General features: G+C 46.0%; 14 protein-coding genes. 5 read left to right on the plus strand and 9 right to left on the minus strand.

Annotation, left to right across the window (positions count from 1 at the left end; translation table 11 throughout):
* Positions 1-15: 15 nt before the first annotated feature.
* The 3 genes from VCHENC03_RS24610 to yccS form a co-directional block, all read right to left on the minus strand.
* Positions 16-282: a hypothetical protein gene (locus VCHENC03_RS24610; protein ID WP_005437768.1), complete on the minus strand. Its 267-nt coding sequence runs from the start codon at positions 280-282 to the stop codon at positions 16-18.
* A gap of 114 nt (positions 283-396) precedes the next feature.
* The gene (locus VCHENC03_RS27660; RefSeq protein ID WP_009704155.1) at positions 397-558 is read right to left on the minus strand and encodes a hypothetical protein; all 162 of its coding nucleotides are present in this window, start codon (positions 556-558) and stop codon (positions 397-399) included.
* A 243-nt stretch (positions 559-801) separates the two neighbouring features.
* Complete coding sequence (yccS, locus tag VCHENC03_RS24600; RefSeq protein WP_009704156.1) at positions 802-2,955, minus strand: YccS family putative transporter; 2,154 nt, start codon at positions 2,953-2,955, stop codon at positions 802-804.
* A gap of 292 nt (positions 2,956-3,247) precedes the next feature.
* On the opposite strand from yccS, the gene helD reads away from it, so the two are divergent.
* Positions 3,248-5,317 (plus strand): DNA helicase IV, encoded by a 2,070-nt coding sequence (gene helD / locus VCHENC03_RS24595; RefSeq protein ID WP_009704157.1) that lies wholly within the window; start codon positions 3,248-3,250, stop codon positions 5,315-5,317.
* 85 nt (positions 5,318-5,402) lie between these two features.
* On the opposite strand, the gene VCHENC03_RS24590 is transcribed toward helD, so the two are convergent.
* Complete coding sequence (locus tag VCHENC03_RS24590) at positions 5,403-5,858, minus strand: methylglyoxal synthase (protein WP_005437764.1); 456 nt, start codon at positions 5,856-5,858, stop codon at positions 5,403-5,405.
* A 63-nt stretch (positions 5,859-5,921) separates the two neighbouring features.
* Positions 5,922-6,971 carry a TMAO reductase system periplasmic protein TorT gene (gene torT, locus VCHENC03_RS24585; protein WP_083481777.1) on the minus strand — a complete coding sequence of 350 codons (1,050 nt, stop codon included), beginning with the start codon at positions 6,969-6,971 and terminating at the stop codon, positions 5,922-5,924.
* A gap of 43 nt (positions 6,972-7,014) precedes the next feature.
* Here torT and torS point away from each other — a divergent pair, with 43 nt between their 5' ends.
* Positions 7,015-9,978 (plus strand): TMAO reductase system sensor histidine kinase/response regulator TorS, encoded by a 2,964-nt coding sequence (torS, locus tag VCHENC03_RS24580; protein ID WP_009704159.1) that lies wholly within the window; start codon positions 7,015-7,017, stop codon positions 9,976-9,978.
* A 66-nt stretch (positions 9,979-10,044) separates the two neighbouring features.
* On the opposite strand, the gene VCHENC03_RS24575 is transcribed toward torS, so the two are convergent.
* From VCHENC03_RS24575 to VCHENC03_RS24565, 3 genes are all read right to left on the minus strand, one after another.
* Entirely contained in the window at positions 10,045-10,236 is a 192-nt protein-coding gene (locus VCHENC03_RS24575; protein ID WP_005447215.1) for a hypothetical protein, read from the minus strand.
* An 18-nt stretch (positions 10,237-10,254) separates the two neighbouring features.
* Entirely contained in the window at positions 10,255-12,612 is a 2,358-nt protein-coding gene (locus VCHENC03_RS24570; RefSeq protein ID WP_009704160.1) for a fatty acid cis/trans isomerase, read from the minus strand.
* Positions 12,613-12,753: 141 nt separating this feature from the next.
* The gene (locus VCHENC03_RS24565; RefSeq protein ID WP_005437756.1) at positions 12,754-14,319 is read right to left on the minus strand and encodes an arylsulfatase; all 1,566 of its coding nucleotides are present in this window, start codon (positions 14,317-14,319) and stop codon (positions 12,754-12,756) included.
* Between the two features lie 345 nt (positions 14,320-14,664).
* Here VCHENC03_RS24565 and VCHENC03_RS24560 point away from each other — a divergent pair, with 345 nt between their 5' ends.
* Both VCHENC03_RS24560 and VCHENC03_RS24555 read left to right on the plus strand, forming a co-directional pair.
* On the plus strand, positions 14,665-16,212 hold the full coding sequence (locus VCHENC03_RS24560) for an arylsulfatase (protein WP_009704161.1): 1,548 nt from the start codon (positions 14,665-14,667) through the stop codon (positions 16,210-16,212).
* A gap of 151 nt (positions 16,213-16,363) precedes the next feature.
* Positions 16,364-18,718, plus strand: a complete 2,355-nt coding sequence (locus VCHENC03_RS24555) for a tetratricopeptide repeat protein (RefSeq protein WP_009704162.1) — start codon at positions 16,364-16,366, stop codon at positions 18,716-18,718.
* On the opposite strand, the gene VCHENC03_RS24550 is transcribed toward VCHENC03_RS24555, so the two are convergent.
* Positions 18,705-19,574, minus strand: a complete 870-nt coding sequence (locus VCHENC03_RS24550; RefSeq protein ID WP_009704163.1) for a LysR family transcriptional regulator — start codon at positions 19,572-19,574, stop codon at positions 18,705-18,707. The genes VCHENC03_RS24555 and VCHENC03_RS24550 overlap by 14 nt on opposite strands.
* 127 nt (positions 19,575-19,701) lie before the next feature.
* On the opposite strand from VCHENC03_RS24550, the gene VCHENC03_RS24545 reads away from it, so the two are divergent.
* Positions 19,702-21,219 (plus strand): arylsulfatase, encoded by a 1,518-nt coding sequence (locus VCHENC03_RS24545; RefSeq protein WP_009704164.1) that lies wholly within the window; start codon positions 19,702-19,704, stop codon positions 21,217-21,219.
* The last annotated feature ends 63 nt before the right edge of the window (positions 21,220-21,282 follow it).

Here is a 21,282-nt window from a genome sequence, read left to right on the forward strand (position 1 = left end):
TATTTGAAGCGTTGTTTAAACGTGAATGTCGAGTAGGCTGCCGATCACTTCATTGTTCTTATCAACAACTGATGCACCGATTCGGTTATAGCTTGCAGCTTGAGTTAAGTTAACGAGCGGTTCGATTGGATTTGAAGGCAATTCTGAGGAGACTTTATTGAAATTAAGCTCGTTGTCTTTGACGAGGTCAACTTTGTTAAACGCTAAATCGTTTTCTTTCACAAAGTCTTGTTGAATTTCATGCGCAGCACCTTCAGCCATCTTCTGCGACAGCTGAATCATATTATACTCGGACTGAATTCCTGATACTGGCATGTTAACTCTCTCACTTGTTATGCTTTTGTTAGCATAGGAAGTGTTGCAATTTCGTGCAAGTTCTTTATTCGAACGGTTTGATTATGCAAACAGTTTTGAAAGCATATCGCGTTCTTCGTTAGAAAGAAGCGGGCTTTCCTTTTTGTTAAGCGAATGACTAATATCACCTTGTAGTGATTTTAACTGAGCAGCAGTGAGCTCGTTAATCTTCTTTCTTAACTCATTAAACTGTTGAGTAGTCATTTCGATCTCCTCACATTTCTTGGGCTTCTCCTTCATCCACCCACCTCAGCGACCTCCATGGTCACAATTAAAGAATGTTCTAATATTCTTAGGTTAGTTTTTGAATGGTGTTTTTTTGTCCGAGTAATGTCAGTAAGCCTCAAGTAACTTGTAAGACTTTTCCTATGAATAAAGGCGGTAATCATAAAGGGGTAGAATCATAGTCTACCCCTTTAATATGCCTCGTTGGTTCAAGAGGCTTGTTTAGTTCACACGAACGGCAAACTTAGAGGCAAGAGAGTGTAACTCAGGCAGCATGCGGTAGATGAGGTGCAATTGCTGAAGCACCATTCGCGCAGAATGATCATCTTCATCACGCCATTCATTCAGGCGTTGTTCCAAATTGGTATCGTCGATCGACGACAAATCACACTCTTCACTGTTGTGATGCAATTGTTGATGTAACACGTCCAAATGTTGGTGAATACATCGATGAGCATCAAGAACAAGCTGGTGGATGGATTCATCGTCAATCCGAGTCCGATGCGCACCTAATGCTGATATATAACTCAACATTGCATGATTCAACGTTAAGAAACGGAAACTTTCATCCACTGCCGTTCGATATTTTCCCGGTTCCGCCAACATGGTGCTGATCGCGGAAGAGAGGTTAGCATCAGTGTTGTGTGCCTGACGACGAGCGATTCGATAGCTCAGGTTATCTTTCTTACCGATTCGATACTGACCTATGATCTGACCAAGGTATTGTTTATTGGCATCTATCGCGTCGGACATCACTTTATGCAGGCGCTTCGACTGCCAGTCCGGCAGAATGACTAAAACGGCACCAACCGCCAATACACAGCCAATCAAGGTATCAGCAAGTCGAGGCAGTACCACGGCGTAGCCTTCGCCTAATTGGTTGAACAAGAACAACACGAGCAGGGTGATAAAGCCGGTCGCATAACCGTAGTTGTTGATGCGAAACGCAAAGAACATTACCCCAGAGATGACAATAAAGACCAACTGGCTTTCTTGAGAAGGGAAGAAGGTCAGCAGGGGCACACCAATCAACAAACCTGCGAGTGTCCCGATAACGCGGGCTGTAAGTTTTTGTCGTGTTGCGCTGTAGTTAGGTTGGCAAACAAATAGCGTGGTAAGCAGAATCCAGTAACCACGGTCAATGTCGAACGCTTGGATAATTCCGTAACCAGCAGTTAGGGCAATCGACATGCGCAGTGCGTGGCGGAACAGCATCGAATCTTTGTGTAAGTTTGCAGAGATGCGTTGCCACATGGCTTTAAGCGTATGTGGGTTCGTATCATCCAGCACATCTTCTTCGAGGCGCTCTGCGTCTGGGTTATTAATATTGCTGAGCTGTTTTTCTACCGTCGCCAGGTTATTGAACAGGTAGGTAAGCTGAGCTAATAAGCGTTTCCAATGACTTTGCTCTTGTTCTTCCAAGTAACCTAGGGAGTTTTGTAGCTCTGCCAATGCAAGAATAGATTGGTCTGTGTGAGTGTACTCGTTGCCTAGTCGAATCGCATGAGCAATATCGCGACAAGCTTGCGCTTGAGATTCCAGTAAGTACTTAAAGCGGAACAAAACGTCTGAGCGCTCAAATTCGGTTGCCAAATCTTGGTATCGATAGTGGCTTGAACTCACGCGCTCGTGAATGTCTTGTGCAATAAAGTAAATATTAAGGAAGCGGTCGCTTGGGCCATCAATATGACCGCGCTTAGAACGGCTTAATAGCGTTGCTTTACAAGCATTCAGTGCATTAACGGTCGCAGCATTTAGTTTTGCCGCCTCGATGCGCATAGGCTGCGGAGTTAGGTTCGTGACTGGGTGGAATAGTTTCGCTTTGGCATCAAGGTAGTTGGCGATTTGTAAGAACACCGTCGCTAAGCTTTGTTGAACAGGTTGAAGTGGCCAGAACATCTGCCAAATCATCGACATGAAGTAGTACCACGCCGCACCGGTCAAGAGCAGCAATGGTTGGAACCAAATATTGGTGCTTTCATGAGCGCCAAGCATGGTGTAGATGGCTATCAATAAAGAGCCAAACGCGATGCTGGCGTATTTAGGCCCAATAGCGCCAAGCATAATAAAACCGAACGTTGAGATAAACAGGCCGATGGCAAAAGCCCATGGTGTATCAAATAAGATCTCAATTGAGAAAGCAGCGACGGCGAAACAGATGAAGGTAAGAATGAGCGCTTTTATCCTGCCCGTGAAACTGTCGTCGCTCTCAGCCAAAGCGGCAGCAATCACGCCCAAGATAAGAGGAGTAATCAAGGTATGTTGCTTAAAATACCAAGCAGGAATCACCACGCCTAAAAGGGTGATAAGAATCAGAATGCTGTAGTTAATGGTTTTGTTTGCCCAATAGAGGCGAAGTTTTAAAGCAGCTTGCACGATGCGCCTTTCGTTGCCGGTGGAAAACAGGAGAATTTTAACAAACTCACTATAGCGTGTTTATGACCTAATTTAATAAAAAACGTCACTTGCTCAGGAAATCAACAGAATTGTCATTGACTTAACTTGTTGTGAGAGAATCATGAACGAGCCGCTGTTCACAAATTCAACAGTAATGTGAATTTTAATTAAGAATACCGACAGAAGGCGATTTGTGCTTCATCCATCGCTACAATTTAACTGACTAAAATGATATAAAACGAGAACTTCTCTATCAAAAGGCGCACCTTTCATGCAGCTTACTGCCACTAATAAAGCACAGTTTTTTATTCAAAATGAGTATTACCAAGTCGAAATAAAAGAAAACAGTGTTTTATTAAGTTCAGTCGGCAGTGAAGAGCACATTCCATTTACGATTTGGAATGGCAAAGTTGGCGTTAAACGCGGCTTGATCTGGAGCTCTCTGCAGTTTTTTGCTCATGAACAAGATGGCAAGCAACAAAGCTGGTTAGTGCAAGGTTTGCCTTGGCCACAATGTCGTAAATTTGCTGTCGAAGCGGTTCGTCATTATCAAGACTGGCACAATACCCAGTGTCGAAAACTTGCTGAATACCTTCCTAAATGGGAAGACGAATTGTATCAACTCAAGCATCTTCCAGCTTACCTATCACACTCGAGAGTGCAGAATTGGGTCGACCAACTTAACGGCGAACTTGTTGAAATCAAAACCAGCTTGGTCGAAGCGAAAATGCGTATGCCTAAGCGTATGGCGGAGATTGAACCATGGCTGTCTGAGACTTCTCAAACCTTGAGTGAGCGTAACCATGAATGGCTAGAGAATGAACGTCCAAACTGGGAAGTTCTGTTCAGCCGTATTGAGTCTTCACCGCTTAACCTTTCTCAGCAGCATGCTGTGCTGCTCAATGATGATCATAACCTTGTACTTGCAGGGGCGGGCTCTGGTAAAACCAGCGTACTGACCGCTCGCGTGGCTTATTTACTTCAGAGCCACCAAGCGCAGGCAGAAGATTTATTGATGCTGGCATTTGGTCGTGATGCCGCGAAAGAAATGAAAGAGCGATTGGTCGATAAAGTGGGGCTCGCAGCAGAAAACGTGCGAGTGAATACTTTCCACCAACTTGGCTTGCGCATCCTTAATCAAGTTGAGCCTCAACCGGTTGAAATTAGCCCACTTGCTTTGGACGACAATCAACGCTCAGCATGGTGCATTGATTGGCTCAAGAAGCATTGGATGACGCCAACCAACTTCAAGCGTTGGCAAAAGCATTTAGATAAATGGCCGATTGCCTACTTGAAAGGCGATGATGAGCTTGGTAGCCACTCAGAAAACCCGAAACTGATCGCGTGGCTCGACAACCAACTTTCGCAATTGGCTGCCGTTGGCTTAACTAAGAAACAAGTCCAAGAAAAGCTTGTAAATCATCAAGATTACACGCGTTTGAACAGTGAGTTAGCACTTTGTTGGCCATGTTTTAGTGCGTGGCAAAAGATGCTTAAGGAAACCAATCAGGTTGATTTTCCAACCATGATCAGCCGTGCGACAGATTATGTGACGAAAGGTAAATTCATTTCACCTTGGCGTTTTATCATGGTGGACGAATACCAAGACATCTCACCAGACCGCTTAGCGCTTATTGAAGCGTTATGTGCATCAACCGAGAAGCAAACTGGTGCGACTTTGTTTGCAGTAGGTGATGACTGGCAGGCAATTTATCAGTTCGCAGGTGCAGATGTGGATTTGACGACTGGTTTCCAAGAACGTTTTACACATTCAACTGTGCATCACTTAGACACGACGTATCGCTTCAACAACCAAATTGGTGATGTGGCGAATACCTTTGTCCAAGAGAACCCATCTCAGTTGCCGAAGACGCTTAACAGCCACAAGCAACGTAAACAGAAGAGTGTGCATACTGCACCGAGCAACCAAGTTGAGAAGATCCTCGACCAACTGAACCAGCAAGCGAAGAAAACCAAGTCGGTGCTGCTGTTAGGGCGAAACCATTATCACAAACCCGATCTATATGACGATTGGTTGAAGCGTTTCCCGAACCTAGAGATTCGTTTTATGACGTGTCATGCGAGTAAGGGTAGAGAAGCTGACTTTGTGATTATTCTGTCGGTGGATGAAGGTCAATTCCCAGCGAAGAAGAAGCAAGCACATATCGATGGGGCATTGAGTGAGTCGAAAGACAAATACCCTTATGCAGAAGAACGACGTTTGTTCTATGTTGCTTTAACTCGTGCGAAAGAGAAGGTTTGGATCACCCACACAGGTGCAGGTTCTGCTTTTGTACAAGAACTGGTGAATGGCGATTATCCAATCGTCACTTCAAGATAATATCTTCCCATTTCTTGGGTAAAACAAAGGCGATACTGAGTATCGCCTTTGTTGTTTTTGCTCTATGAAACGCCGTTAATCGAAATTACGTGCGCTCAGCAAGGTATGCTTCGTAATCTGGTACTTCAATATCCACTTCTTGATCGATCAGCGGAGAGTTGAACAGGAATTTAGCGGTCGCACGGTTCGTTGCCACAGGAATATTCCATACGCTTGCAATGCGCAGTAGGGCTTTTACATCAGGGTCATGAGGAACGGCATTCAGTGGATCCCAGAAGAACACAAGCACGTCAATGTTGCCTTCAGATATCAAAGCGCCAAGTTGTTGGTCGCCACCCATTGGGCCGCTAATCATGCTCTTGATCGCAAGGCCAGTTTCTTTACTCAGCATGTGACCCGTTGTGCCGGTCGCGTACAAGAAGTGGCTTTGCAGCTTCTCTTTGTTCTCTTTTACCCAACGAAGCAATTCAGGTTTGCAGTTGTCGTGGGCAACCAATGCCACATGTTTGTGCGCTGGCATGGTACGAGTTGTTTTTTGCATCAAGTTATTTCCGTTTTTATGATTTTAAATTCGCTGCATCCAATAAAACACGTTTTTTGCCCATCAATCAACAGCCTTAACGCTGAATGTAGGCCTATATTCTGACGGAGATAACGAATCTTCAATTGTGTCGTCATGAAGTGTCTTTGGCGTCAGTGCTTTAATGGTAGGAGAAGCGTGTTTTTCATACGGTTGATGACGTAAGTAGTGCACTGCCTGCATGACAGAAAGGCGACCTTGTTCCACCATTTTGTCTGTTGGTGCGAATAAAACTTTGTGGCGCAACAAGCCACGATAAACACCATGACTTAGGTACACAGAAACCAAACCAATCTCCTCGGTTTTTTCTGCACTGCGCAACTCGCTGATAGCAGCTTCAATCGCTACCGCGCTGCCAACAATGTAATCAATGTTGCCCATATCAATGACACGTTGCACAAGGTTACGTTGAAGCTCTTTGTCGTTATCTGCCCAGTACGAATCGACGATACGGATATCGCTGTCTTTAATGGCTTCGTAAAAACCAGTTGTGACAGGTTTTGTTCCACCACGGGTTCTAGGGCCCAACAAAAGAGCGATATTGGTTTTTCCTGATCCTTTCGGGTGCTTCTCTGCAAGGTACTTACCCGCTTCATAGCCCATCCAGTACCAGTCAACACCGACAACGCCTTTGAGTAACTTTGATTGCTTTTCGTCGAGATCGAGTTGATTGACGGTGGCAAAAACAGGCGTCTTACCGACCCAATTTTTTAAATTGTGTTCATAGGCTTGAGGATCAACGGTACCAAGAATTATTGCATCTGCACCCCACTGGGTACACAGGGCGAGTTGTTGTTCTTGACGAGTTTTGTTCGGGTAGCCGCCCGCTTCGAGCACACGAAGGTCAACACCGAGTTTCTCCGCTTCGGAAACCATTCCATAGTTTACTGACAACCAGTATGAATCCTTTAAATGAGGGTATATGGCACAGATTTTCTCAGCCGCAAAAGTAGGCACTGAAGCGAAAAGTGACAATGCGAGTGTAGAATGCTTGAAAATTGTGCGAAATGAACGCTGATTTATAACCATGAAATGAAGTTCGTTGGCATAGATTAAGTAAACACTGCAAAATATAACGTAATATGTCGCCGAACACGAACATTAAGGTCAGGAAAATATGTTGCTAGCTACTGCAAGCATCGGTCGAAAACTGCTGTTGTCTTTCATTGCGATGGCAATGCTGGTGATGATATCAGCATTAATCGGTGTATCAGGGTTTTCTCTGGTAGCAAAAACAGAAAGGAACGTCGTGGACAGTGCCATTCCGGCAATGCTAGAAGCTCGACAAGTTTCTGAGCTCAGTACACGAATTATTTCGTCGGTACAAATGCTCTCTAATGCTCAGAATGAGCAAGAACGTAAAGAAGCCGGGCGCGTTCTTTTTGAACAGCTCGAATCGTTACTTACGCATATTAAAGAGCTTGGTAGTGAGTCGTTTGACTCCAAGCTGCTTGAAGCATTGGAAAACAATGTCCAGAACGTCATTGATAACTTAGCAGAGCTAGGCGTTACAGTCGAACGCAAGCTTTGGCTGACGAAAGAGATCGACACGCGCGTAGAAGAAATGCGTTTGCTGAGTGAAGAGCTAGAGCAGTTGACTCGTACCCAAGTGCAAAACACCAGCACGATTGCGGTCGCGAACGTAACGCACATTTATGACCTTCTTGACGCTAATAAGAAAGCGCAAGCATTCCAAGCTTTGGATGCTCTTGTTGAAGTCGATCTAGACCTGACAGAACGACTTCATGAGCTGCACCTGCTGGCGTTCAAAATGCTTAACCAAATTGAAGAAGCGCGCACGCTCACCAACGTTGACCGCATCCAACAAATACAAACCGCCTTTGAAGACAACCTGAAAATCATGAAGCGCCGCGTGCTTGCTGTAGAAGACCCGACGCGTTCAGAGCAAATGAGTCAATTACTTACCGAGCTTGGCAAACGTCAGGTCGTGTTTACTATTTTGCTTCAACAGTATGAGAACAACGAGCAATCTCAGCAATTAATGCAGAAAACTCTGGAGCTCTTTTCAGAGCTAAACGGGACAGTAAACAAGCTGGTGGATGATTCTAATAAAACGACCAGAATCGCCGTTGAAAAGCTGACTAGCACGCTCAAGTTTGCACAGTGGTCACTGACGGTGATCTCCATCATCGGTTTGATTATCGTTGTACTCATCCTTTGGCGCGTGGTTTACGTTTCGGTTATCAAACGCCTAGGTGAATACTCCTCTGCATTGCTTTCGGTTGCTCAAGGTAACCTCGCAGTAGAGTTGGAAGTGAAGGGCAAAGATGAACTGGCACACATGGGGCAGGCGATCATCACGGCGAGAAACACCGCACAAGCATTAAAAGTGGTGGCAGAGGGTGAAGCGCAAGCGAAACGTGAGTTGGAAGAGCACAAAGAACACTTAGAAGAGTTGATCGAACAGCGCACTTCTCAGTTGAAACAAGCGAACCGACGATTGAACGAAGAAGTGCTGAACCACGCAAAAGCACGCAAACAAGCGGAACAAGCAAGCCGTGCGAAATCGGCCTTCTTGGCCACCATGAGCCATGAAATTCGTACTCCAATGAATGGTGTTCTTGGTACGGCGCGTCTATTGATTGATTCTGGTTTGAACCCGATTCAGAAACGTTACGCTGAAATCATCAACCGCAGTGGTAAAACGCTACTGGCGATTTTGAACGATGTGTTGGATTACTCGAAAATCGAAGCGGGACATTTGGAAATACGTAGCTTAGGCTTTGATTTACACCAGATGATTGAAGATACGTTCCAATTGATGAACGGCAAAGCACAAGAGAAAAAACTGTTGTTCTCTTACCACATTGAAAGCGATGTAGGCCGCTACTGGAAAGGTGATGTCATTCGCATCAATCAGGTGTTGAACAATCTTGTTGGTAACGCGATTAAGTTTACCGAGCAGGGTGAAATCGACATCTATGTCAGCTTGAATCCAGAAGATGAAACGCAGGTTCTGTTTGAAGTTTCTGATACGGGTATCGGTATTGCCAAGAAAGATCAAAAGACGTTGTTTGATGCCTTCACTCAGGCTGAAGGCGGCATGAATCAAACTGGCGGAACCGGATTAGGCTTAGCGATCAGTCGACGTATTATCCAAGCGATGGGTGGTTGCTTGGAAGTAGACTCAGACGAGGGACACGGCAGCCGTTTCTGGTTCTCTATTCCTTTAGAGGAAAGCGAACCGGTAGAAACCGTATCGATCGCTAGTGCGCGTTGTAAGATTCGAGCGAAGGTCCTTGTTGTGGAAGATAACCCAGTGAACCGTGTGGTAGCGGAAGGCTTCTTGGAGAGCATGGGACACGAAGTTATTTTGGCAGAAAATGGGCTGGAGGCGGAGCAGATCATTGACAAGCATGATTTCGACATTGCATTGGTCGATATAAACTTGCCAGATTGCAATGGTGCTGATTTAATCCACCGCCTTAAACGTATCGAGCGCAATAAGCCTTCGGATAAAGCACTCAATCCAACGCCAATGGTCGCGGTTTCTGCCCATGTATTTGCGGAAGAAGTGGAAAGCTATTTGGCGGCGGGCTTTGACGGATATCTGCCTAAGCCGATGGAAAAAGAAGCGCTTTCTGCACTCATCCAAGATATGTTGGATGGCAAACAATTACTGCTTCCCCAAAGTGGGGAGTGCCTTGCTCAGGATGAGATAATTACAACAAGTGACAACGACACTGTGTCCGTCACAACAGACCTAACAGCAGAGGAGCCAGCGATGGTTATCATCAACCCTAATGTGATTCAGTCAGACATGAAGATTTTGGGCAAAGAGAAAATGCTTCACATCATCGACTTGTTCCGACAAACCAGCGCTGATGTTTTGAGCCAAATGGAAACTTCTGCACAAAATGGTGAAAGTCGAGCAGTAAAAGATCTCGCTCACAAACTAAAAGGCAGCGCAGGCAGTTTAGGTTTGACGGCTCTAATGAATACCTGCCAAAGCATCGAGATTGCATCAGAGTCATTAGAGGCTTACACAATGCTTCGAGCGGACTTGAAAGGGCAGGTGAGTGATTCAGTGATTGCGCTGGATGAGCTAATGGCAGAATAACGGCGGTCGTTTGATTTCAGCGCCACTTATATACAAAAACCTCCGGTTTGCGCCGGAGGTTTTTTTCTATTCGGTCAGATCATCTTCCCACTCGAACCGAGTGTCTAGAGCATAAGGATCATCTTCGAACGGATGTTCCATTCTGCCACGCAAGTATTCGAGTTGGTGCTCAAGCATGTTGACCGTGTCGTAATCCCCCTCTGAGCAGGCAACGTATATCTGTTGCTCGAGAGCGGCGATGTTGTCTCGGATACTCATGAGAACCCCCTTAAATCATCATCGATTCTCAAAACGATTATAGTCAAGTAAACCAAATTCGATCGGTTGTTTTGTACGATACCAATCGTGGATACGATCGCTAAATGGCCAGAACTTTTCAGAGCTTCGGCGAATAGCAAAATTATCCAGTAACTTAACGTAATCATCCTCCGATTTAAGGGTGCTAAATTGATCGACAAATTCTTTTACTTGATCTTCTTCGATTGAGAAAAACGCCGCTGGATAGCTGCCAACCACGCCTCGAACAATGGTCATGTCATCGTTCGCGAAGTCTCGATTGCTCTCCTCATCAAACAAGCTAGAAATGTTGATGTGAGCGTTGTTATGAATAAGAGTGAAAAGCTCATCTTCACCAGATTTGCTGCGTACCATCAGCATTGTGATTTGCGGTACCGTTTTTAGCCCTTCCCCACGAACTTGGTTGATGCTCGCCAGCTGTTGCTCATTCTCTACCGTAAGCGCGGTATCAATGATGTCGTATCGCGGCAATAAGACAGGTGATACTTGTTTGCGCAGAATATCCAATAGCTCCGATTTAGGAGCGTCGGTGTGATACACAACACTGGTCGGTTGGCTAAATGGTGCAACGTTGCGTTGTAAGAAGTCACTTAGTTGACGTGGTTGGTCCTGATACCAACTTGAATGTTCTTGGTGGCGCATATCAGCAGGAAGTAGGGCAATAAAGTTACTTTCCCCTTCAAGGCGTAAGAAGTCCATGAACATGCGGGTAATCAGCTGGTGGCCAAAGTTACCGTACACATCGAAGCCGGCAACAAGTAGGTAGTGGATACGTTCAAGCAGGGCATAGTCCAAAACCCAAGCCGTTTTCGGTTGTTCGCCCACCAAACCTTGCACTACTGATGCGCTGTCAAAGTGACGGAAAACCGTAAGAGCAGCATTTGGATTTGTACCGTTGCCGTCCCAAATTACGTCGGTTGATAGGTGCTCACCGTTCTTAAACCACTTGTTGATGAAGTCAGATTTGGCTTCTAGGTAGCGTGCTTGTTGACGCGAGTATTTCACCCAGTTGGTAACGGGAACAGTATTACTTTCTAGCTCGCCGGGAAGTTTTAGGTTAGCCGCTTGTGAGCGATAGAACTCGTTGACTTCAGGAATGTCGGCTTTGTCTGGGTCTAGGAAGAATACCCAGAAGCGATCATTGATTACGTTTAATGCCAGCTGACCACGGCATACAGGACCCTTGATGTAAGCCATGATGGTGTTCTGAGCGTTGTCCAACATGAACTTGAAGCGCGACTTCACCGGTAAATCGATGAAGGCGGTCATTGGGTTAGCTGCGATTTCAGGCTCGTAGCTTGGTAATTTCGCCACTTCGTAATCGGCATCGATGAACCATTTTTTCCAGTTCTCGATACGTTGTTTGTTCAGTGCAAACGGCATGTGCGTCTTGTCGACAATAGTACCTTGCTCAGGAATGATTCGGTAGTACACGCGCTCAACACCCGGGTCATCATACGGACGACGTGTTGTGATGCGCTTTACTGGCTCTCCCGGTGGCGTTGAGGAGCGGACGAGCGTGAAGAAGCGTGGTTGCTCACCATCCAGCTCAGAAAAGAACAGGTGCGATAAGAAAAGGTGTTCGTAAATATAACGAGCGGCGAGCTGGTTTTTGCGAGAACTCTTGTTCAGCAGCGTCTCGTATTTCTGAACCTCAGCTTTTTGTTGCTCGGTAAGTGGGATATGCGCATTCATGATGCCGCCATTTTCGAGCCAAAGCATGAGCGTTTGATATTCTATCGCCGTTAGATTCGGCATCCCGAAAGGCATTCCCCATGTCGGGTTGTCTTGTTCGTATTTTGCGTACTCTTCTATCGTCGGACACGTTTGTTCACGGTCGATAGAAAAATCGAACCCTTCTAATTGAACTTGATCAGGGAGTGGATGACGTTCCTTTTGTTGCAACATACGAGCAATCAAACCTGCATCCATATTAGCCGCCATGCTCTGCTCACGCTCGTTGAGCACAGGATGGAAGCCAGCATCACGCCATTCTTGCGTAGTTTGCGCGTCTTCAAATAAGCGAGTTGGGGCTGCTGCAGTCAAGCGTGTGCCTTCGTAAACCAAAGCTTTGCTTGCACCACGGTCAATGCCTTCTACGGAAGAGAGTTTTAACTGACAAGGGGCATCGTAGCAGGCGTGACAAACCACACATCGATTATCGACGATAGGTTTTACTTCATGTTGAAAGAAGTCCGCTTGGGGCGTCTCAATAGCAACAGTACGCTCACGCACTTCTTCAGGGCCAAACAGTTTGTCGTAGTTTAGGCCCGCATAGGTCGCACAACCTGCAAACAGAGTGGCGATACACAGTGTGAAAATTAAACGTAAATTCATTGAGTTATTTTGAGTAAATTGAATTTGCGTTAATTAAAGCAAAATAAGTCGCCAAATACCAAAAAGAAGCGGGATTAGTCGCGAAAAACAAAAAGAAAGCCCACCTAAATCGGTGGGCTTTTTCGGTAGTTGCAAAAGAAACTAGTTCATTTTTTTAACTTCTTGCTGAAGTTGCTCTAGCTGCTTCATCTTGCCTTGTAGGCCAAGAGATTGATAGCTAATCGACGCTGGGTTCATCATCTGACCTTGCTGCATTGGGTAGTCTGGCAGCGTCTTGAAGAATTCACCAAGAACGTCTTGGATAGGTACGAACAACCACATGTTGTCAGCCATCCAGCGCAGGTACATACCTGATTCATGCGGTGCTTTCTCGAATGGGTCAGCACGTAGGTGGATGATTTGTGGCCAGTTTGGAGAGAAGCGAATCGCGTTAGAGATATCACCTTCAAGAACCGCGAAGTTCAGTTTCCAGTCATTCCAACGTACCGCGTTTAGCTCGCCGTTTGCTGTGAAGTAAAGTAGTGACTCACGAGGGCCTTTTTCTTCTTTACCTTGGAAGTAAGGCATGAAGTTGTAACCATCGATGTGTACGCGCCAGTCTTTACCGTTCGCTTTATAGCCTTTCGCTAGCTTCTCTTTCACGTCAGGAACGCCAGCTGCAGCCATTAGTGTTGGTAGCCAGTCTTGATGTGCCATCATTTCGTTGATCTTAGTACCTGGTTCAATTACTCCAGGCCAACGAACAAGTTGAGGTACACGCATACCGCCTTCCCAAGTGGTACCTTTCTCACCATGGAATGGTGTTGCACCACCATCAGGCCATGTTACTGTTTCTGCACCATTATCGGTTGAGTAGATAACGATGGTGTTATCAGCAACACCTAGCTCATCAAGTTTGTCCAGTAGAACACCTACTTGGTCGTCGTGCTCAAGCATACCGTCAGCGTAGATACTTACACCTGATTTACCTTGGTATTTCTCTTGTAGACGAGTCCAAACGTGCATACGAGTGGTGTTGTGCCAGATGAAGAATGGCTTGTCTGCTTTCACGGCTTTTTCCATGAACGCCAGTGACGTTTCTAGGAATTCTTCATCCGCGTGCTCCATACGCTTACGCGTCATTGGGCCTGTATCTTCAATCTTACCGTCAGCAAAAGACTTGATTACACCACGAGGGCCGTAGTTTTTACGGAACTCAGGATCTTTCGGGTAGTAGTAAGTTTCTGGTTCTTCTTCAGCATTGAGGTGATAAAGGTTACCGAAGAACTCGTCGAAACCGTGGTTAGTTGGAAGGTGTTGGTCTTGGTCACCTAAGTGGTTTTTACCAAACTGAGCCGTCATGTAGCCTTGACCTTTAAGCAGATCTGCAATGGTCGGTGCCCAATCAGGAATACCGTGAGTAGAGCCTGGCATACCGATTGTAAGCAAGCCAGTACGGAACGGTTCTTGGCCTGTGATAAATGCTGCACGGCCTGCAGTACAAGATTGCTGACCGTAGTGATCAGTAAATAGTGCCCCCTCGTTTGCAATACGGTCGATATTCGGGGTCTCGTAACCCATCATACCTTGGTTGTATGCACTGATGTTCCAGTAACCAACATCATCACCAAAGATCGCTAGGATGTTTGGTTTGTCTGCTGCCACTGCTGCGCTTGAGGTTGCCAGTACGCCGAGACCGACAGCCAGCTTGCTCATTTGGTTAGCCATAAAAACTCCAAATTGGTTGTAAGTTGTAAAAGAAGCTTAGGTACCGCCCATGCTTCGTTGGCTATTAAGTTAATGATGCAATTGAAGAATGTCGCTTTATAGTGTTTATAACCATAAGTTATGTAGAGAAATAACTTGTTGTTTTATCAGTTGATTGTTTCAACCTTAGGATTTGTGGGGAAAACTGAAGCGAGACTCAGGTCACGTTAATCCGCTTTCTAAATAGGGATATAAGACCTTAGTTTTAACCAAAGTATAATTATGCTATTTGATTCGCATTAGTCTGTTTTGTGAGCTATACGTTTGTGTGCAGGATGCACTTTTCTATTACATACAGAGGTTTATATGACAGCGAATTATGGCGTGAAACGCCGATTAGCGATTCTTGCCGCCGCTTTTATCGGCGCGACAAGTAGCAGTATCGCAGCAGAGAAACCGAATATTCTGGTCATTTGGGGCGATGATATCGGTCAATCTAATATCAGTGCGTACACATTTGGCTTAATGGGATACAAAACACCGAACATCGATAGCATTGCAAAAGAAGGCATGATGTTCACTGACTACTATGGTGAACAATCTTGTACTGCAGGCCGTTCTACCTTCATTACCGGACAGACGGTATTGAGAACTGGCTTAAGTAAGGTAGGCCTTCCCGGTGCAGATTTAGGTCTTCAGGCTGAAGACGCAACGATTGCAGAAATGCTTAAACCACTTGGCTACATGACAGGTCAGTTTGGTAAAAACCACCTTGGCGACAAAGATGAACACCTTCCAACCAATCACGGCTTCGACGAATTTTTTGGCAACCTTTACCATTTGAACGCCGAGGAAGAACCTGAGAATGTGGACTACCCGAAAGATCCAGAATTCCGTAAGAAATTCGGTCCTCGCGGTGTTATTAAATCCTTTGCTGACGGCAAAATCGAAGATACCGGTCCTCTAACGCGTAAGCGTATGGAAACGGTAGATGAAGAAACGCTAGATGCGGCACTTGATTTTATGGATCGAGCAGTGAAAGCAGACAAGCCTTTCTTTGTCTGGTGGAACGCAACACGCATGCACTTCCGTACTCACGTGAAAGAAGAAAACTTGGGTAAAACAGGCATCAGTTTTTATGCCGACGGTATGGTTGAACACGATAACCAAGTAGGCGAGCTACTGAAAAAAGTGGATGACTTGGGCATCAAAGACAACACCATCGTATTCTACTCAACCGATAACGGCCCGCACATGAACTCTTGGCCAGATGCGGGTACAACGCCATTCCGTGGTGAGAAGAACACTAACTGGGAAGGTGCATTCCGTGTTCCTGCAATGGTTCGTTGGCCTGGTAAGATTGAAGCGGGCAGCGTTTCCAACGAAATTATGCACCACATGGACTGGATGCCAACGCTCCTAGCCGCTGCGGGTGATGATCAAATCAAAGAGAAGCTGCTAAAAGGCTACACGGCAGGTGATAAGACATTTAAGAACCATCTCGATGGGTACAACTTCTTGCCTTATCTAACTGGTAAAGAAGAGAAAGGGCCACGTGAAGAGATCTTCTACTTCACTGATGATGGTGATTTGAGTTCACTTCGCTTCCGCAACTGGAAGATCGTATTCCTAGAGCAGCGCGCAAAAGGAACACTGCGTATCTGGGCTGAACCGTTTACGCCATTACGTGTGCCTAAGATCTTCAACCTACGCATGGACCCATACGAAGTGGCGGACATCACGTCGAATACATACTACGACTGGTTGATTGACCATGCCTACATGTTGGTTCCAGCACAGGCTTATGTGGGTAAATTCTTGGCAACGTTCGAAGAATTCCCACCGCGACAAAAAGCAGCAAGTTTCTCACTTGATCAGGTGATGGAGAAGTTGCAGGAAAGTCACAATAAATAAATTGATTGCAAGTAAACGTGGGGCTCTTCGGAGCCTCTTTTTTTGCGCCCCGTTTCAGTTTTTCTTAAAACTCATGTAATTGCTTGTCTAAAAAGAAAAAACACTTCTATCTTTGATCAGAGTATAAAAAGAATCACACACAAGGACAGTTATGACTCAGTGGGCATGTTGGAAGCAGGCTCTGATCGGCCTAGCAGCGCTCGTCAGTTTTTCTCTGTTTGCACAAGAAACGCTTTCTTCTCAAGAACCTCTTGTTGGGCAGCAAGTAGGGACGAACACACCTAAATCAATTGATTCCTCGAAGCTTACCTATGTTGGTAGCGAAGCGTGTATTGATTGCCACAAGAAAGAAACCGAAGCGTGGCAAGGTTCTCATCACGATATGGCGATGCGTCATGCCGATGCGGAATCTGTTCTCGGTGACTTTGATGACCACACATTCACCTTTGAAGGGAAGCAAAATCGCTTCTATCGAAAAGGGGAAGAGTATTGGGTCAATATCCAAGGGCCTGATGGTGAGTGGCATGATTACAAAATCAGCTACACCTTTGCGTGGGAGCCGCTCCAACAATACATGGTGGAGTTCGAAGACGGACGCGTGCAGCTAATTCCTTTCGCTTGGGATTCGCGAACCAAGCAAGAGGGTGGACAGCGCTGGTTCCATCTTTATCCCGATACCACCCCAAAAGATGAGTTCTACTGGACGAACACGGGTCAGAACTGGAACTTCATGTGTGCTGATTGCCATTCAACTAATCTAGAAAAAAACTACGATGCAACAGCCAATACGTATTCGACGACCTGGTCAGAAATCAACGTCGGTTGCGAAGCATGTCATGGCCCTGCCAGTGAGCACGTAGAGCTTGCCAAACAAGCGGAAAAATCGGGAAATACCATCGCCTCAGCGAACCATTATGGTTTTGACCGAGATTTAGGTATGGCAGTAAAAGAGTGGGTCTACGAAGAAGGGCACAGTACGCTCCAGCCAAAAGAAATCGCGATGACTCATCAAGTACAAACCTGTGCGCAGTGCCACAGTCGTCGTACACAGTTAAATGAAAGCGCAGACCACGTTAAAGGCTCATTCCTAGATAAATACCGCCTCAGCTTAATTACACCAGAGCTCTATTATCACGATGGTCAAATCTACGATGAAGATTACGTTTATGGCTCATTTTTACAGTCAGCCATGGCAGAGAAAGGGGTAACCTGTACCAACTGTCATGACCCTCATACCGCAGAGTTAAAAATCCCTGAGGAAGCGGTTTGTGCTCAGTGCCATATTGCGTCTGACTACATGCCGGAGAATCACACGTTCCATGAGGCAAATACCGAGGCATCTCAATGCACTACTTGCCACATGCCGGAAACGACCTACATGCAAGTTGACCCGCGTCGTGACCACAGCTGGCATGTGCCACGTCCGGATCTAAGCCAACACATCAATACGCCAAACGTATGTACATCATGCCATGAAGACGAAACCAACCAGTGGGCGGATCAAAAAATAGGCGAGTGGTTCCCGAATTCGAAATACCGTAATCAACAACACTTTGCAGTGGCATTCTACGCCGATTCTATTGGTCATCGTGGTGCGCCTGATGCGTTAGCGTATTCCGCTCAAGACTCATCGTTGAGTGACATTATTCGTGCCTCTGCGTTAGAGCGCATGGGCGGCAATACCGGACAAAACACCCTAGTATCTCTGGCTCGCGCGGTGAAGCATGAAAGTGACATGATTCGTCTAGGCGCTGTTGCTGGGTCTTCTAGTTATGAGTTCAGTGACCGCTGGCAAATCCTCGAACCATTATTGAGCGACCCAGTCTTATCTGTGCGTGCAGAAGCCGCAGGTGCACTGGTTCGCCATTATCCTGAAATGAATCCTCTGCAGCGTGACAAGATCAAACAGCCATTGGAAGACTACATGGCAATCCAACGCTTTAATGCTGACCGAGGCTTTGGGCGAACGAACCTAGCGAATGTCTATCGAGACCTTGGTGACACAGACAAAGCCATTGCGTCTTACCAAAAGGCGATTGAAATTGAACCTTATTTCGAGAACAGCTATGCAAACTTAGCCGATTTGTATCGTGCACAGGGCAACGACAAAAAAGCATTAGAAACCTTGATGGCAGGGATTGAAGCTCAGCCGAAATCGAGTGCTTTGCCATACAGTGCGGGTTTAGCTTGGTTGCGAGTGGGTGACAGTGCGAGAGCCAACCAATACTTAAAACAGGCCGCGGAAACCGCAGAGCGAAACCCACAGTATTGGTATGTTTATGGGCTCGCTCTGGAGAAATCAGACGTGCTTGCGGCCAGCAAAGCGTTGAACACCGCTTACAAAGTGGGAGGCAACCCACAGCACTTGTTTGCGGAATGTGAGGTGCTGGCTAGAAACTACAAAGATGGCTCTGTTGCATTTGCTTTTGAGCAGTGTTTGAAGCAACTAGGAGAGTTTGCACCGGCTGATGTGATTCAACGTTTAAGAGCGTCTATAAATCAATAGGAGCGGCATGGGCAAACTCAAGTTGTTGCTTGACCTGTTCCCTTAAGCGTTGATGAGCAGGATTGTGCTCATCACGCTTGTGATACACGAACTTATAAGGAATATGGTCGATTTCTATCGGGCACTCAAGGACCTGTAACTTGAGTGCCTTACTCCATTTCATCGCAAACGAACGAGAGACAACACCTAAGCAATCTCGCTGTGCAACGTACATTGCCATACCTGCCAAAGATGACGTTACGATCTCTACATTTCGCTCCTGAATCGGCTCTTTTGCAAGCTGTTCGAAGCCAGAAGTGTTATTCCATTTACCTGAAAATATACAGTGATTTTCGCGATAAAAATCCTCCCGACTCAATGTCCCTTGGATTCTTGGGTGACTTTGACGACAGATGATCATTGCAGGTTCATGGTAGGCGTTTTCAATCACGAAAGAAGAGTCTTTGGTGATGATGGTATCAATCACCAAGTCCATTTTTTGCTGACGAATTTGTTCAAACAACAAGTATTTTTCCGGTGGAGACTCGTGGAAAACCACGTTTTCAATCGGATTTAAACTGTGGAGCAAGGTTTCGGAGCAGCAGACTTGAAAAGTGGTTCTTTCTGAAATGGCGTTGTCTACGATGCTCACTGCCTGACGAAACTGCGGCATGAGTTGATACGCGGTCGAAGTAGGGGCAATCCCTCGTCCTTGTTTGACGAAAAGCTGTTTTCCGACCACTTGTTCGAGCCTTTTAATCGAAGCGCTCACCGCTGGTTGCGTAAGGCCTAAATGGTCGGCCGCTTTGGTGTAGGACTGATACTCAGCCACCACCAAAAAAGTTTGAATCAAGTTTAAGTCCATCTTGTTACCCATAAACTAAATTTATATATCAACGTATCTGAACTCTATTTATCCGTCAAATAACAAGTTTTATCTTAATTAAATCTTGGTATCTAATTTTCTACCAAGATTAGCAGCAACGGATTTATGGAGCCCTTTTATGGCAAACCACGATAAAAAACGCGGCAAGAAGCTGGTATTAAACGCTTGCACGCTTGCGATTGGAGCGGCATCAGCGACCGCTTATTCGGCAGAACAACCTAACATCCTCGTTATCTTTGGTGACGATGTCGGTTACTGGAACTTGAGTGCATACAACGGTGGCATGCTGGCTTACAGCACACCAAATATAGATAGCATTGCAAGAGACGGTGCTAAGTTTACGAACTTCTACGCTCAGCAAAGCTCAACCGCAGGTCGTTCTGCGTTCATCACGGGGCAAATGCCAAAACGTACAGGCTTGTCTAAGGTTGGTTTGCCAGGAGCGAAAGAAGGGATTTCTGAGAAAGATCCAACTATTGCGACACTGCTACGTGACCTTGGTTACGCAACGGGCCAATTTGGTAAAAACCACCTTGGCGACCGCGATGAACACTTGCCGACCAACCACGGTTTCGACGAGTTCTTTGGTAACCTTTACCACTTAAATGCGGAAGAAGAGCCGGAGAACGTAGACTACCCACAAGATCCTGAATTTAAGAAGAAGTTCGGTCCTCGTGGTGTGATCCATTCTTATGCGGATGGCAAGATTGAAGACACCGGCCCATTGACGCGCAAACGCATGGAAACGGTTGATGACGAGTTCCTAGATGAAGCTGAGAAGTTTATCGAGAAACAAGTCAAAGCCGACAAGCCATTCTTTACATGGTTTAACACCACGCGCATGCACAACTTCACACACGTTCCAGACGACTACAAAGGTAAAACAGGCGCAGGTTTCTACGCCGATGGTGTGAAGCAACACGATGATCAAATTGGTCACTTGCTCAATAAGATTAAAGAGCTTGGCGTCGATGACAACACCATCATTGTTTACACCACAGATAATGGCCCAATGATCAACTTGTGGCCAGACGCGGGTATGACGCCATTCCGTAGTGAGAAAAACACTGGCTGGGAAGGTGGCTTCCGCGTTCCTGCAGTAATTAAGTGGCCAGGTCATATCCAAGCGGGCACGACGCTTAACGGCATTGTGTCTCTGGAAGATTTCTTACCAACATTGGTGGCTGCGGCGGGCAACAGCAACGTCAAAGAAGAGCTGTTGAAAGGCAAGAAAGTGGGCGATATGAACTACAACGTTCACTTAGACGGTTACAACCAACTGCCATACCTAACAGGTAAAACGGACAAGTCTGCTCGCAACGAGTTTGTTTACTGGAGTGATGACGGCGATTTACTGGCTCTACGCTACGGTAAATACAAATACCACTTCATGATCCAAGAAAACGAAACCGGTTTGGATATATGGAAGAAACCATTTACCAAACTCCGTGTACCACAAATCTATGATTTGAGTATCGACCCATTTGAGCGTGGCGATACTGGTATGGGTTACGACCGTTGGATGTACGAACGTTCATTCTTGATGATGCCTGCGGTTGAAAAAGTAAAAGAGGTCATGGAAACCTTCAAAGAGTACCCGCCGCGTATGGCTCCGGGCTCGTTTGTTCCGAAATAACGTTTTGTCCATAGGTCGATAGACCCTAGTTATCGTCCTTAAATGCAGCGCCCAACTTGGGCG

The organism is Vibrio sp. HENC-03 (genome assembly GCF_000305755.2).
GTDB lineage: Bacteria > Pseudomonadota > Gammaproteobacteria > Enterobacterales > Vibrionaceae > Vibrio > Vibrio owensii.